Consider the following 12,365-nt stretch of genomic DNA (forward strand, 5'->3'; position numbering starts at 1 on the left):
ATTTCGGAATTTTTAATGTTTTATTAAAGTAAATTTAATGATACTTGTCAATGTTTAATATGTGAATATTCAATTGTTAATAGTTGCTATTCTTTGGTTGATAGATTTTACTACCAGCAAATAAGAACTCTCAACCAGCAACAAAAATTATACTTTCATCTTAATTTTATCTACATTGATGATTTTGTAAACCAATTCTTTAATTAGTTCTGCATCATCCATATTTACGGCCCCCAAACCTTTTCCTTTCATGTCAAATTCTCTTAAAATAGAAATGACACGGGTAGAATGTTTTAGCGGATATAATCTCGCTGCTTCTGCATAATCTTTAATAAAATAAGGATTAATACCCATTTGTGAAGCGATTACTTGCTGAGGTTGCCCAATCATCGTATTGTAAATAATTACATTAGAAAAATAATTGTACAAACTGGAAAGAAGCATTACAAAAGGATTATTCTTAGGGTTTTTCCCCATAAAATAGGCAATTCTGAACGCAGCATTGGCGTTTTTCGCTCCTAAAGCTTTCTGAAGCTCAAAAACATTGAACTCTTTGCTTATTCCGATATGGTTTTCAACGATGGTGCCATCTAAAAGTTGACCTTCTTTTAAAATAATTTTAAGTTTTCCTAACTCATTTGAGATTCTGGAAAGGTCGTTTCCAAGATATTCTGCCAAAAGATTAGAAATATTCGGGGCTGTTTTTATCTTTAATCTGAGACACTCATCAGCGATCCATTTGGGAAGCGTATGGTCTTTTAAAGATTCGCTCAGAAAAAGAGCATTTAGCTTTGTTAAAGTTTTGGTAACCTTTTTTCGGCTGTCCAGCTTCTTATGTTTATGGGCAAAAACCAAAACTGTCGATGGAACCGGATTTTCTGCATACGCATCTAAAGCTTTGCTTTCTTCATCATTAAATTTCAAATCCTGCGCTTCTTTTACGATAATTACTTGCTTATCTCCCATCATCGGAAACTGTCGAGCCAAAGAAAGAATTTCCTGATAGGTTGTATCTTTTCCGTAAGTGACTGTTTGGTTAAAAGCTTTTTCGTCTTCCTCCAGAAAGTCGTGTTCAAGGGCTTTTACCGCAACATCAATAAAGTAAGGTTCTTCTCCGTGGAAAAAATAAATCGGTAAAACTTCTTTATTTTTAATATTTTTGAGGATTAAATCTAATTCTTTCATCATATAAATGGAACTTCCAAAACTGAACTTTCAGGAAACTTTTGATTTTAAATTCAAGAAAGACAAAGATAAGTTTTTTATTTATGACTTGGTTCGTAAAACTTACCTTTTGCTCACTCCCGAAGAGTGGGTTCGTCAGCATTGGGTTCACTATTATCTTACCGTAAAATCCTACTCTACTTCTGCTTTAATTACAGAAAAAAAGATTGTTCTGAATGGTTTAACGAAGCGTATTGACCTTTTGATAACAGAAAAAGCGCAGCCAAAAATTTTAATTGAATGTAAAGCGCCACAAATCAAATTGACCGAAAAAACATTTGAGCAGACTGCAAGATACAATTCTGTTATCGGTGCTTCTGAAATTATTTTAACGAACGGATTGCAGCACATTAATGCCTATTACGAAAACGAACAATACCAGTTTTATAAGCCTGAATAATTTCAATTTAATAATCAATTATTTCTGAATGTTAAACTTTTCTAAACTTATCTGTTTTAGGGTGTTTAAGTAAAAAAGTTTTGTGATTTTTGTATGATAAATTTAAATATCAGCATGGAAATTAAAAATATAGTATTCGATTTTGGAGGTGTTTTGATGGATTGGAATCCAAGATATTTTTTCAAAACCTATTTTAATGATGATGAAAAAATGGAATATTTCCTTGAAAATATTGCTCAGGATGAATGGAATATCGAGCAAGACAGAGGAAGAAATTTAGCAGAAGGAACCGAAGTTCAGATCAAAAAATTTCCGGAATGGGAAAAAGAACTCAGAGCTTATTATGATAACTGGACGGTAATGCTGAAAAGTGACATTCCTCAAAATGTAGAAATTCTGAGAAAACTGGGAAATACTTCCTATCAATTATACGGATTAACCAATTGGTCTGAAGAAACCTTTCCTTATGCTTTAGAAAACTATGATTTCTTTCAATTATTTGATGGAAAAATTGTGGTTTCTGGAACAGAAAAATTAATCAAACCTGACCCTAAAATCTGGAATGTTTTATTGGAAAGATACCAGTTGAAAGCCAATGAATCGGTTTTTATTGATGATAATTTCAAAAATATTGAGATGGCAAAAACTTTGGGTTTCAAGACCATTCATATTCTACCGGAAACAGATTTGAAAACTGAGCTGAATAATTTAGGCGTAAAATTCGATTAATTAAAACTTTATAACATTCTGTTAATCTTCATTCAAAGTTATTTTCATTAATTTAGATGAGGATTTTTGTTTTTCACGAAGAAACCACTCATTTTGTCATTCTGAAAGAATCTAAACGATTAAAGAGTTTTTATAATTATCATTTTTTAATTGTATTTTAGAGATTCTGTCAGGACGGCAAACTGCGTATTAATTATCTGAAAAAATTGTAAATCTGACAAATACCTAGCCCTGATTGTAGTGAAAATCCTTTTTTGAAAAAAAAGATTGCAACGAAAAGCAGGAAAAAGCTTCAAAAAAATTAAATTACAAAATATGATACGTTCAATATTATTATCAGCATTTCTTATGACTTCAGGAACTATTTTCAGTCAGAATTTAAAAACAGTGTCTTATCAGGATGGTTCGCAAAAGCTGAATGGTTTGGTAACCTCCCATGCCGGAAAAAAACTTCCCGGAGTTTTGATTCTTCCAGCCTGGAAAGGAATTGATGACGAAGCAAAAACTGCAGCCGCAGATTTAGAAAAACAAGGCTACATCGCATTTATTGCGGATATTTACGGAGAAGGAAATATTCCGACTGACAATGCTTCCGCTGCAAAAACTGCCGGATTTTACAAGAAAGATTATGCAGCTTATCAGAAAAGAATTTCCTTGGCTTTAGAGCAATTAAAGAAAAACGGAGCGGTTTCAGATAAAATTGCGGTAATCGGTTATTGTTTTGGTGGAACCGGAGCTTTGGAATCTGCGAGAGGAAAATTACCCGTTGTAGGCGTTGTTTCCATTCACGGAAGTATTGGAAAAGACCAATCGAGACCGAATGAAGCTATCTCAACTAAAATCTTAGTAGAAAATCCTGCAGAAGACAAAAGTGTAACACCGGAAGATTACAATAATCTGGTTAAAGAAATGAATGACGGCAAAGCAGATTGGCAAATCATTACGTATGCGAATTCAAAACATACTTTCACTGACCCAAAATCAGCCGATTATAATCCTGTGATGGCAAAAAGAGCCTGGAATCATACGCTCCTATTTTTGAAAGAAATTTTGAAATAATTGAACTCCAATAAATTAAAAAACAACCTCATTTACTGAGGTTGTTTCTGTTTATAGATCACTGATCGTATTACAATTAGAACACCACCAGTATTCTGATTCTTTATCTTTCAATTTCTTTTTTGTTTTCTCTTCACAATTTTCACAGACACATTCATCACTTTCGTCTTCTTTTGCTTCGTAATCGCAATTAAAACAACTCCAACTTATTAAATTAGTCTTTCCGTTGATAAACCATGTAAAAGAGTTTTCTTTACACTTTGGGCAAATTTGTAACGCCATATTTAAATTATTTCTTCTTCTCTATTCACCAAATCCATCGAAAATGCCGGAAGACAAATCGCAATATATTCGCAATGTTCTGAAAACGGATTGCTGTAACGGATCCTTGCTCCTTTTTCAATTAAAATACTTTGTCCTTTTTCTAAAATCACCTCTTCTCCGTCAATTTCAAATTGCTTTTTACCTGAAATAATGATGGTAAATTCATCAAATTCAGGAGTTTGATGAGGTTCACTCCAATTTGTCGGAACAACCATGTGTGCAATAGAGATATTTGAATTCTTGGTTGAATTTCCCCAATGTTCTTCAATTAATTTTCCGTCTGTTGTAGGAACTACAAATGGGGATTTCTGAATTTTATATTTTTTCATGATTATATTTTTATTTAATTATTCTCTCGCAGATTTAGCTGATTGAGCAGATTTTAATTCCTAAAATTAATCAACTTTAAAATGGTTTTCTTTTGCTATTTCGTAAACAAAATTGGTTCTGGTCGGTTCTCCGAAATAAGCGACTTCTTCTTCGGCAATTTTTTGTCCGCCCAATCTTTCTAAAGCAATCTGAGAACGGAAATTTTCTTTTCCGATATGGAAATGTACTTTGTCTACAAATTGAAAAACATAATCCAACATCACTTTTTTAATCTGTGGATTGATCCCTTTTCCCCAGGAATTTGTTCCATAAAAAGTATAGCCGATGAAAATACTGTTTTCAGTTTCATCAAAATCATAAAACCGAGTACTTCCTAAAATATCTCCCGTAGATTTCTCAATAATTTTAAAAGCGCCCTGACTTTCCATAGCTCCTTTAAAAAAGTTTTCAAAAACTTCTCTTTTGTAGCGGTCTTTATTAGGATGCTGTTCCCAAACTTTAGGATCTGAAGCCACTTCGTACAACAACTCAAAATCCCCTTGTTGTAAGGGGATTAATTGATATTCTTCGTTTTCTAAAACAGGTTGAATAGAAAAATTCATCTTTTATAAATTTGAATCTTAGCCTTTTGCTTTTGCAGCGTCAGATTCTATTTTTTTGATTTCTCTTAATTTCTCAGCAATTTTAGTTACTGCTTCAGGTTTTGCAGGCTTTAGAGCTACTTCAGCTTGAGCCATATCCCATTTGATCACAAGATTTCCTGAATTTTCATCAGTCGGGTTTAAAGTAATCTCAAACCATTCTTGTTTATCTGCTAATTTATTAACCGGAACCGTTACGTCTACAACATCCTGTTTTGGATCATATGTGTAAGCTCCCCATTGTTGGAAATCTTTATTTAAAATAACTTTCCATTCTTTTTCTGTTGGTACGATGAACAAACCGTAAGTTCCTGCTGGAACAGTTTTTCCACCAAAATTAACAGACTGTCCGAATGTAATTTTTGTAGAAGAGTTTGCACCCGCTCTCCAAACCTGTCCGTAAGGAACCAATTCTCCGAAGATCTTTCTTCCTTTCACTCCCGGTCTACCGTAATCTACAGAGATTTTTGACATTGAAAACTGCTGTTCTACTTTCTGACGCGGACTTGCTGCAGGTACTGAATAATCTTGTGCGAAGCTTAAAGCTGAAGCTGATATGCAAACTGCAAATAATAATTTTTTCACTTTTAAAATTTTGTCTAAAATTACAAAATCGAGTTCATAAATCACTTTTTGAAATTGATAAATTTTGTTAAATTAAATTGATGAAGAACAATGATTCTATTTTTATTTTAATGCAAAGGTCGCAAAGATTTTTTTAACTACTAATTGTTTTTAAGTTCGCAAAGGCGTTTCACTTAGCCAAGCTCACTAAAATTAGTTAAAGATTTCTTTTTGCTTGATTGATGTGTCTTAGATTATGATAGACTACAAAACGAAAAGTATCACCCAGTTTTAGTTTAATTAAATTTGAAATACTGATGCTGGTTTTTACTTTATTTAAATCTATATTTTTAGCTTCATTTAAAAGATGAATCATTTGCTTTTGCTGAGTAATAAATTCATTTAAAACGCTTTTATCAAGTTTGCTGTGAATAGGATTCATCGATTTGAAAGTCTTCATTGTATTCAGTTTTTCCTTTGGAAGCATCGATTTAGCAAAATAATTTCCTAAAATTCCCGAACTGAAAATCTCTGTTGATTTTGTATCTGAGTTTTTTATTTTTTTCCTGATCTCAGGAATATAAAAATTTCCGTATCGATTTAAATGTTCAAGACATTCCAGAATGCTCCAGCTATTTTCTGAAAGTCTGAAATTGAGTTTTTCATCTGATTGATTCAAAAGATTTTCGGCAAACTGTATATTTTCTTCAGTAATTTTTTTCAATTCATCGATCAGTTGAAGGGTCGGAATTTTCATGTCAATTTTTATTGCAAATTTCCAGTTTTCTCAAATGATAAATCTTGATTACAGTCAAGATTTTTTGAGTCTTGATAAAGTTTCGGGGCTCATTCTTAAATAATTGGCAATATGTTTATTGGGAATTTCCTGAAAAAGTTTTGGACTTCTTTTTAAAACCCTTTCATAACGTTCTCTTGGAGAATTGATTAACAAATCCTTTTCTCTTTCAATTTGTTGTAAAACTAAATCTTCCAAAATCACAGTCCATAATTTCAGATTATCGTCAGAAGATTTTATAAATTCATAAAAATCTTTTTTGGAGGCGACTTTAATTTCGCTTTTCTTAATCGCTTGAATACAAAAATCGGTTGGTTTTTCAGACAAAAAAGAATCGAGGCAGACAATAATATTTTCTTTATATCCAAAACGAATTGTTCTTTCCTGATCTTCATCTCTGATAAAAATGCGTAAGCTTCCTTTTTCAACATAATAAATATTGCTGTCGATATCGCCTTCCAAAGTCAGAAAAGAATGTCTGTCGATTACTTTCTTTTTTTGAAATAAATTGGCGTCGAGTAACGTCTGAATAATATTCATTTTCTTAAGTTTTAATGAAACAAAAACCCCATAAAAATATGAGGTTTTAAAATATTAGAAAAAATTATTCCGGCATTGCTTTCCATTTTTGCAAAATAGCGGTATAAAAATACATAAATACAAAACCTATTACCAAGATGATATAACTTAGCATAAAGCCTAAATCTTCAAAAATATTTGAGCAGTTTTGATAAGGATAAGAGTCCTGCATTTTCGTTACTACTTTTTGACAAGTTGCATTTTGATGGATTCTAATAATTGCAAAAATTAAAAGAACAAACAAAACAAAGCCATTCATCGAGATATTAACCAAAACAGATGACACTATTTTACTTACCATATCCATTTTCAATAACGGAATTAACAGAATAATTAAACCGATAAACAAAATAAAATATGAAACAAAAAACTGTTCCTGACCTCTGAAGGTAAGTCCGTAAAATACCGTAATCAAAGTAACAGTTAAAGTTAAAACTCCGGCACTGATTACGCTGAAAAGCAACGAACGAAGTCCGGTAATTCGAAAACTGAAAATAAAAGTAGAAAGGAAAAATGCAATCCAGATATAAATATGAATGTTTTCTGAAATGAAATCGTCTTTCTTCACAGAATCTACACTTGTCAATAAATCGGTCATGTTTTCAGACAGATAATAATATTCCGTCATGTTGTTTTTCACATATTTATCCGGAGCGAGCTGTTGATTGATTTCAGGATTAAATTCTCTTATTTTTATACTGTCTCTGATATCATTTTCACTAGGATAATCAGTAGTTGCAGCAACAGAATCTACGGCAACTGTTTCTTCATAATACGCATTTTCATCAGTTCTTGTTTTCCCTTCATAATCTTTGATAAAATAACGGATTTCAAAATTGGGATTATCTTTTGAGTAAATCATAGAAACCCATTTTTTAGCATTTAAGTTATTCTTAATTCTATACGTTTTAGAAATAGAAAGAAAATCTTCAAAAAGTTTCTCAAGCTCTGCCGGGTTTTTAGAATTTAAAAGCGCTGTGGTCTTCTGATTAATGATTGCTTTTTTATTTTTAAGAATATTATTAGGCGAGTTTTTATCATAGTAATTCGTTTCTGCAACTTTTACTCCATCATTAAAACCTTTAAAATCATAATCATAAAAAACTTGGGAAAAATTGTAGAAACTTGGCTGGGTCGTTTGAATCTGTGATGAAAGATCTACAACCTCTTTTTTGTAATAAAAGGTTTTAAATTTTTCTTCCTCGTCTGAATAAGCGGGCTGTATCTTGTTCGAATATTCCGGATTGGGAGCAATGAAATTTTCTCGCTTATCTTTTTGATAAGATTTTTTTGAATAAAGAGTGTAGTACTGATAAACTCTGTTGTAATACACAAAAAACTTTTTGTTCCGGTCTATTTTTTCAATATTATTTTCACAATACAGGTCATAAAAAGGTTTTGGAAACAATCTGTTTTCTAAAGTATATGACTCTATATTTTGAGAAAGAAAAGGCGCAGTTCGGTTGATAATATCAATGTTTTTTGCCATTTCCTGATCAGGATATTTATTATTGATAAACATTCTGAAACCCGTCATGTACGAGAAATAAAACGTAGTACACGAAAAAATAATGATAAAATATTGTACAAACTGACCAAACAGTTTTCCTTTAGAAGTCGGATAAAAATTCTTGAATGCATTGTTTTTAAGCATCATCAGAAGCCATCCTACAATCAGTAAAATAGAAATAATAAGATGAACGAAAATAACACCATTTCTGAAATAATCATCTTTTACAGAATATTTCTGAAGCGAAACAGGATCGATATGCGAAACATAACCGATGATAAAAAAGACGATATGAAAAACGAGAGCCGCCAAAAGCATCCAGACAATTTTAGTATTCCAGACTGTAGGATATCTTTCGAGCAAATATTGGTTGAATTTATTGAGTTTTTGCATTTTAATTTGAATTAAAAAAGATTAATTAACGAAAAACCTTCTCGTAGAAGACGAGATATTTCTGATGTAAATAATTTCTGCTTTTGCATTTCCTAAAGCAGAAATCACTTCATAAAACTGAGTTTCTGATGAGAAATAAGCAACATAAACTCCACCATTGAAGTTCAGTTTTTCCATATTGAAATCCTTAAAAACTTCGAGAAGTTTATCGCGACTTTCATTAGTATCAATTTCTATAATTAATTGGTTTTCGTCATCATCATTTACCTCAGAATTATTTTTGTATTTTCCGTTTTTCAGAAAGATTACTTTATCTGAAATCTTTTCGACTTCGTACAATTGCTGCGAACTTAAAATTAAAGCAATCGGATGATTCACCGAGTTGGCAATCGATTTTAAATCTTCCAAAATGACCTGTTGCGCCAAAACATCAAGGTTTGCTAAAGGCTCATCCAATAAAAGAATTTCAGGTTTTCTTAAAAGAATTCTCGCTAATTCAAAACGCATTTTGTAACCGGATGAAAGCTCACTCCATTTCAGATGTTTGTAATTCCACAATCCGAGACGGGCAATCATCATCAAGGTTCTGGTTTCGTTTTCTTCAGGCGAAACACCATGATTTGAAAGCACAAATTTCAGATTATCTTTCAGGCTTCCGTACCATTTTTCGGTTCGTTGCGGAATGTAAACCAACTTCGTTCTCAAATCATACTCATTTTTTGATTTTTCGTTGAAAGAATACTTTAAACTTCCATCGTTAAATGAAATTTCATTCGCCAAAATTCTCAGCAAAGTTGTTTTCCCGTTTCCGTTCTCTCCTACCAAACCATAAACCTGTCCTTTATTGATTTCCACAGAAACCGGACCGAGCGAAAAACGGTTGCTGCCGTAAGATTTTACAATATCTTTTGCTTTCAAAACAGACTGTTCAGAAATATGTTCTTTTACCGGCACTTTTTCAATTTTGGCGAGGAGAGTTTTTGATTTTTCGATTAATTCGTCGATGGCGTGATTGTGAGTTTCTTTCCAGTCGGTTAATTCAATCGCTTCTTTATAAATCGACATATCCTGAGTGTCAATAGCGCAATCTAACAGCTTTCTGAACCCTAAAACGGTGTCTTTATTATCAAAAAAATGGTAGACTTCGGCGACTCTTTGCTGATGTTTCGTCATTTGGTTTATTTAATTTAACCGAAGATAATTATTTTTAAGACAAGTTATATCTAAATGGTGAGAAAAAATTATTCTATATTTGGGGATATTTTAAGAATCGAAAAATGTTTAAGAAGTTTAGTTGTTTAGCCATTGTTTTATTGAGTTTAAACCCTTTCAAAGCTCAGGAAAAGATTCCATTCAGATTAACGAAACACAATAATATTATTGTAAAAACTTTGGTTAATGATAAAGATTCGCTTCATCTGATGTTTCAGATTGCGATGGAAGATGCTTCAATTTCGCCAGACAGAATCAGAAAAGCAGACCATATCACGTTTAAAGATGAAATAAGTGACGGAAATACGGTAAAAATCGGCAATAAAAAATACGGAAACATCAGATTTTTTGATAATGAATTGACCGGTCACGAAGCCGATGGAAAAATAGGAACCGGGATTTTTAAAGACCAATATTTTAAAATCGATTACGACAACAGTCAGTTTGTTTCTTATGATAAAGAGCCGGATCTAAAGGATTATCAACCGATGAATCTTTATGTAAAAAATGAGCAATTTTTTATCGTTGCAGACAATGTGATCGAAGATAAGCAACAGGAAGCTTATTTCCTTCTTCAGTCCGGTTATTCGGGAGGTTTGCTATACAGTAACGAGTTTGCAGAAGCCAATAATCTGAATGAAAAGCTGAAAATTACAGGCGAAAAGTCAATGAAAAATTCTGCCGGACAAATCATTACAACCAAACAGGGAGTTTTACCTTTTCTAAAGCTTGGAAATATTGTTTTAAAAAATCTTACAGCCGGATTTTTCATAGGAGACCTCAAAACTCAACACGCCAATTATTTTGCGGCCGATGTGATGCGCAGATTCAACTGGATTTTTGATAAGGACAGAAAGATGGTTTATGTAAAACCGAGTAAATATTTTAATGAACCTTATTATAAAATAAATTAACCCATTCCCGCCATCATCGACATATAATAATTGGCGCAGTGTAAAGATATAAGCAGAAGAATATTTTTTTCCTCAAATGTTTCTAAAATCTCAGAAGTATTTATTTGATATTCATAATTCAAACTTCGCCATTGAATATGAGGTTTCATCATCAGAAGTTCAGTTCCTTTTACATCGCTTAACACAAAAGATTCTTTGAAAAAACCTTTGTGACTAAGCGTATATTTTTTCTCGATATCATTGAAATAGGTATTCATTACGATATTTCCGTCCCAATTCATTGTAAATTTGAGAAGAACTTTTTTCCCATCAAGAACTTCAACAGTTGTTCCCCAAAAACCCTTCGGCTCAACCTGATATTTTGAGTTTAAAATTTCTATTTCAGCATTGAATTTAAACCAGCTTTTATAATTCAATTGTCCGACTGGGTTTCCGTCTTTTGATACTTTAAAATTGGTATATTTTTCTGCGATAGCTTGATATTCCATTGATGTGTGTTTTTTTGATATCCTAAATAAAATTTAGGTTTTAATTTTCATGATTTAATTACAGATAATGTTTTTGTTTAATCAGGTAATTGCATAAAACTTGCTCCGATAATTTTCAATTCGTCATCAAAGTGTTTCCAAACTCTAAAATATCTAAACTTTCCTTCGAATGGTGCTCCCATCATTTTCCCTTTCGCTGTCATTGTAACGATAGAAAGTGCAGTCTCGCCCATTATTCTAATGTCGTTAATTTCTATTGAAACTTTTTCAATAATCATTGTTTTCGCTTTATGCGAGTTCAAATCCATTTCTTTCGTTATAATTTCTCCCATCGGTGCAACTGCAAGCAAATCATCGTGTAATAATTGGTCAAGTATTTCCACATTGCTTACAAGTTGAGCCGAAAAAAGTTTGTTTTCTGCTTCAACAACGTTTTCTCTGGTGATTTCTGGTTTGTCCATATTATGTTGTGTTAGGTAGTTGTTGGTTTATAATATTTTTTTTCTGAATTTGTGATATGATCAATATATTTACTGCGTTAGCCAGGAAAACGAAATACAAAAGTCCAATTGAAAATACTGTTGAATTTTATACTTCAGCAATCCTGATTCAAAAAAATTGTTTTTTAAGTTCTTTATTTGTTCAACTCTACTTTGTTGATTCTTTTTCTGAACCATAAAAATTGTATTGTCGTCAGGAATAAATAAATTATTGAAAAAATTGCAAGTGTTGTAAGAACGGTTAAATCATTGGCGTAAATATCTATTAATAGTGTGATTACGATAAAAATAACACAAAATGCTGGTAATCCCAAAAATGTAAAGAGTGACAGATAGAAATTGATTCTGATTTTTTTTATCAAATTTAGAAGAACTGCAAAAGAAGAGATAAGCATAGCAACAAGGTATACCAATGAAAATCCTAAATTTAATATAAGTTCTAAAATCTGCATCCATTTTTCAAATGAACTTCCATCAATCAACTTTGTTTGAGAAATCACAATTCTATAAATAACAAATAATATGATGCTAATCAACAAATTGCTTCCACAAAATCTAAATACAATTTTATTTATTTCCATTTTGATTGTAGTTTTTTTTTGTCCATCGCAAAAAATTAAAAGTTGGAATAGTTTTTTATTTCCGATGCATTCATTTTTCACAAAATCTTCCCACATTACCCTTCAAATCTCGAACAAATAA

At 31.8% G+C, this 12,365-nt stretch carries 15 protein-coding genes; 4 read left to right on the forward strand and 11 right to left on the reverse strand.

Going from position 1 to position 12,365, the window contains the following annotated elements; genetic code table 11:
* Nucleotides 1–147 precede the first annotated feature (147 nt).
* The gene (holA, locus tag FDY99_RS00910) at nt 148–1,185 is read right to left on the reverse strand and encodes a DNA polymerase III subunit delta (protein WP_139423744.1); all 1,038 of its coding nucleotides are present in this window, start codon (nt 1,183–1,185) and stop codon (nt 148–150) included.
* 7 nt (nt 1,186–1,192) lie between these two features.
* On the opposite strand from holA, the gene FDY99_RS00915 reads away from it, so the two are divergent.
* The 3 genes from FDY99_RS00915 (at nt 1,193) to FDY99_RS00925 (ending at nt 3,412) form a co-directional block, all read left to right on the forward strand.
* Nucleotides 1,193–1,624, forward strand: coding sequence for a type I restriction enzyme HsdR N-terminal domain-containing protein (locus tag FDY99_RS00915; RefSeq protein ID WP_066682126.1), 432 nt, complete (start codon nt 1,193–1,195; stop codon nt 1,622–1,624).
* A 114-nt stretch (nt 1,625–1,738) separates the two neighbouring features.
* Complete coding sequence (locus FDY99_RS00920) at nt 1,739–2,353, forward strand: HAD family hydrolase (protein WP_139418695.1); 615 nt, start codon at nt 1,739–1,741, stop codon at nt 2,351–2,353.
* Nucleotides 2,354–2,668: 315 nt separating this feature from the next.
* Entirely contained in the window at nt 2,669–3,412 is a 744-nt protein-coding gene (locus tag FDY99_RS00925) for a dienelactone hydrolase family protein (protein ID WP_139418696.1), read from the forward strand.
* Nucleotides 3,413–3,696: 284 nt separating this feature from the next.
* On the opposite strand, the gene FDY99_RS00930 is transcribed toward FDY99_RS00925, so the two are convergent.
* The 7 genes from FDY99_RS00930 to FDY99_RS00960 all read right to left on the reverse strand — a co-directional run bounded on the left by FDY99_RS00930 (nt 3,697) and on the right by FDY99_RS00960 (nt 9,722).
* A complete protein-coding gene (locus tag FDY99_RS00930; protein WP_139418697.1) occupies nt 3,697–4,065 on the reverse strand; it encodes a cupin domain-containing protein in 369 nt (122 codons plus the stop codon).
* A 66-nt stretch (nt 4,066–4,131) separates the two neighbouring features.
* Complete coding sequence (locus tag FDY99_RS00935) at nt 4,132–4,668, reverse strand: GNAT family N-acetyltransferase (protein ID WP_139418698.1); 537 nt, start codon at nt 4,666–4,668, stop codon at nt 4,132–4,134.
* A gap of 18 nt (nt 4,669–4,686) precedes the next feature.
* The gene (locus FDY99_RS00940; protein ID WP_139418699.1) at nt 4,687–5,292 is read right to left on the reverse strand and encodes a DUF2911 domain-containing protein; all 606 of its coding nucleotides are present in this window, start codon (nt 5,290–5,292) and stop codon (nt 4,687–4,689) included.
* Between the two features lie 196 nt (nt 5,293–5,488).
* The gene (locus tag FDY99_RS00945) at nt 5,489–6,028 is read right to left on the reverse strand and encodes a DinB family protein (RefSeq protein ID WP_139418700.1); all 540 of its coding nucleotides are present in this window, start codon (nt 6,026–6,028) and stop codon (nt 5,489–5,491) included.
* 54 nt (nt 6,029–6,082) lie between these two features.
* A complete protein-coding gene (locus tag FDY99_RS00950; protein WP_139418701.1) occupies nt 6,083–6,607 on the reverse strand; it encodes a Crp/Fnr family transcriptional regulator in 525 nt (174 codons plus the stop codon).
* Nucleotides 6,608–6,671: 64 nt separating this feature from the next.
* Nucleotides 6,672–8,549, reverse strand: a complete 1,878-nt coding sequence (locus tag FDY99_RS00955; protein ID WP_139418702.1) for a hypothetical protein — start codon at nt 8,547–8,549, stop codon at nt 6,672–6,674.
* 21 nt (nt 8,550–8,570) lie between these two features.
* Entirely contained in the window at nt 8,571–9,722 is a 1,152-nt protein-coding gene (locus tag FDY99_RS00960) for an ABC transporter ATP-binding protein (RefSeq protein ID WP_139418703.1), read from the reverse strand.
* 104 nt (nt 9,723–9,826) lie between these two features.
* Here FDY99_RS00960 and FDY99_RS00965 point away from each other — a divergent pair, with 104 nt between their 5' ends.
* Entirely contained in the window at nt 9,827–10,675 is an 849-nt protein-coding gene (locus tag FDY99_RS00965; RefSeq protein WP_139418704.1) for a hypothetical protein, read from the forward strand.
* Here FDY99_RS00965 and FDY99_RS00970 read toward each other — a convergent pair.
* From FDY99_RS00970 to FDY99_RS00980, 3 genes are all read right to left on the reverse strand, one after another.
* Entirely contained in the window at nt 10,672–11,163 is a 492-nt protein-coding gene (locus FDY99_RS00970; RefSeq protein ID WP_139418705.1) for a hypothetical protein, read from the reverse strand. The genes FDY99_RS00965 and FDY99_RS00970 overlap by 4 nt on opposite strands.
* A 77-nt stretch (nt 11,164–11,240) precedes the next feature.
* Nucleotides 11,241–11,624, reverse strand: coding sequence for a nuclear transport factor 2 family protein (locus FDY99_RS00975; protein ID WP_139418706.1), 384 nt, complete (start codon nt 11,622–11,624; stop codon nt 11,241–11,243).
* A gap of 173 nt (nt 11,625–11,797) precedes the next feature.
* A complete protein-coding gene (locus FDY99_RS00980) occupies nt 11,798–12,340 on the reverse strand; it encodes a hypothetical protein (RefSeq protein ID WP_139418707.1) in 543 nt (180 codons plus the stop codon).
* Between the last annotated feature and the right edge of the window lie 25 nt (nt 12,341–12,365).

This window comes from Chryseobacterium mulctrae (assembly GCF_006175945.1).
Classification (GTDB): Bacteria; Bacteroidota; Bacteroidia; order Flavobacteriales; family Weeksellaceae; genus Chryseobacterium; species Chryseobacterium mulctrae.